At 37.8% G+C, this 2,413-nt stretch carries 3 protein-coding genes; all 3 read left to right on the top strand.

Translation table 11 applies throughout. From position 1 onward, the window contains the following. Positions 1-85 precede the first annotated feature (85 nt). The 3 genes from FG390_RS15605 to tnpC all read left to right on the top strand — a co-directional run bounded on the left by FG390_RS15605 (position 86) and on the right by tnpC (position 2,315). The gene (locus FG390_RS15605; RefSeq protein WP_141191934.1) at positions 86-280 is read left to right on the top strand and encodes a hypothetical protein; all 195 of its coding nucleotides are present in this window, start codon (positions 86-88) and stop codon (positions 278-280) included. Beyond that, the gene (tnpB, locus tag FG390_RS15600) at positions 277-630 is read left to right on the top strand and encodes an IS66 family insertion sequence element accessory protein TnpB (protein ID WP_219995072.1); all 354 of its coding nucleotides are present in this window, start codon (positions 277-279) and stop codon (positions 628-630) included. Before FG390_RS15605 ends, tnpB begins: the two co-directional genes overlap by 4 nt. A 101-nt stretch (positions 631-731) precedes the next feature. Then, a complete protein-coding gene (gene tnpC, locus FG390_RS15595) occupies positions 732-2,315 on the top strand; it encodes an IS66 family transposase (RefSeq protein ID WP_141191933.1) in 1,584 nt (527 codons plus the stop codon). Positions 2,316-2,413: the final 98 nt, after the last annotated feature.

Below are 2,413 nucleotides of genomic sequence, written 5' to 3'. Positions count from 1 at the left end.
GTAAGCCCCCATTCAAACAACGCATACTAAACACGTAGCACCTCTTGTTATGATACATATATCAATCAAAGGAGGTGCTTTTTCTATGCCGCAACAAAAATTAACAATCGTCCCCGTTACATTACATACCGAAAATAAACAATCTTTACCATCCACTTTATCAGAAGAGTCCACAACTAGCATTTGCACGATCAAAACGGCAAACGCTGAAATCTCCTTCTATAGTGGCGTAGATGAGTACGTTATCCAAACCATTATGAGGGAGTTGAAACATCATTGAAGCACGATTATACAAGTGTGAAAAATATCTATATCATTTGTGGAAAAACCGATATGCGAAAAGGAATTGATGGTCTTGCCTCACTGATTCAAGATTCTTTCGAATTAGATCCATATGGCGATTCCATCTTTTTATTTTCTGGATGGAGTAAAGACCGCTATAAATGTTTGTATTTTGATGGTGATGGCTTCGCCATGCTTTATAAGCGTTTGGATAACGGTAAACTTCAATGGCCGAAAAATGAAAATGAGGTACGCAATCTTTCGCAAAAGGAGCTTCGTTGGCTCCTTGAAGGGTTATCCATTCAGCAGCCAAAAGCAATTCAGGCATCACCAAAAGGAGTATTCTAAATCTATTAAAACGTTGATTTGTAGCCATCTTTATCTTCATTCTTCACGTTCCAAATGGTATAATATAACTAACTTATACGAACGAAAAGTGGTGAAAATAAATGGTTAATGTTTCTGAGAATCAATACGAGAAATTAATTCGACTTCTCGAAGAACAATTGGCTAACTCCAATCAACAAAACAAAAATCTCTCGGAGAAGCTCAATAAAACTATTAAACAGAACGAGGCATTAACCGAACAACTTCACCAATTAACAAAACTTCTATTTGGTTCTAAAACAGAAAAATCAAAATACAATGCTCCCGATGGGCAGGTATCCTTATTTGAGGATGACCCGTCTTTTAATGATTCTGAGCACACAGAAGAACAAAGCCAACAGTTGATCTCTTATACTGTTGTACGAAAAGTTCATAAGAAAAAAAGAAATGATTCATTGCGTGATGATGTGGAAGTAGAGGAGGTTCATCATCACCCAGAAAGTACAATTTGTGACTGTTGCCAACATCAAATGTCTGAAATCGGTGGTACGCTTGTCCGTGAAGAGGCCAAATTTATTCCTGCAAAGATGATGAAGGTGCAGCATATTGAACATGCATATGAATGTAAAAACTGTAAAGCAGATTCATCTCTTCCAGCACAAATTAAACGTGGGAAAGTACCTCAACCAGCCATTCAACGAAGTATCGCTAGTCCGAGCGTACTTGCCAAAGTAATCTATGATAAGTTTTCACAGTACTTGCCCCTTTACCGTCAGGTAAATGAATGGGAACGTTATGGGCTAAATACGAATGATAAAAATCTTTCTAATTGGGTCATTCGAGTAGCACACGATTGGCTATTGCCTATTTATGAACTAATGAAAGTGATAATGATGGCTAAATCCATCTTGCATATCGATGAAACTTATTCACAAATTATTAATCGATCTGATGGAAAATCTGGTCAATCCAACGCCTATAATTGGGTATATCGAAGTGTTCCAAGTCAAGGACCACCGATTGTTCTGTTTCAAAGTTCACTATCACGCGCTCGTTCAGTTCTTGAAAGTTTCATTGAAGATTATTCGGGAACCATTGTCTGTGATGGTTATTCTGCATATGACAAAATTGATGGAGTCACATTCGCAAATTGCTGGGCTCACGTTCGCCGTTATTGGCTTAAAGTGGAAAGCAACAATGGTCGAATAGGTGTAAAATATTGTGATGATTTATATCGACTCGAAAGGAAATTTAAGCACTTGCCTCCAAGCAAACGCAGAAAAAAACGGCAAAAGTACTCGAAACCAATTGTGGAGGAATTCCTTAACTGGGTTGAAACATCACCATTCTTTGGAAAAAATGCGCTTGCGAAGGCAGCAGAATACACACTGAATAGAGCTGATGGATTAAAGGAATTTTTATATGATGGTCGCATTGAAATCGATAATAATCCAGCCGAAAATGCCATCCGTCCTAATGTTTTGGGTAGAAAAAACTGGCTATTCTCTGTCAGCGAAGCTGGTGCAAAGGCAAATGCTATTTGTTTGAGTATCGCAGAAACAGCCAAAGCTAATGGCATTGATTTCTACGAATACTTAAAGAAGATTTTGACGGATTTACCGAATCTCGCCATCCATCAAAACCCTAAAATTTTAAATCAATACATGCCATGGTCAAAAATGATTCAGGCAGAATGTAGTAAGTAATTGAAATAGCCGTATATTTGATTTGAGAAAATCATGATATACGGCCATTTGCGATGCGTACCGTAAAGGTGCGCATATTTTTATAGTTCGGGCTTACA

This window comes from Terrilactibacillus laevilacticus (genome assembly GCF_006517395.1).
GTDB lineage: Bacteria > Bacillota > Bacilli > Bacillales > Sporolactobacillaceae > Terrilactibacillus > Terrilactibacillus laevilacticus.
The sequence above is the reverse complement of the archived record's forward strand: the minus strand, read 5'-3'. Positions and strand labels throughout refer to the sequence as shown.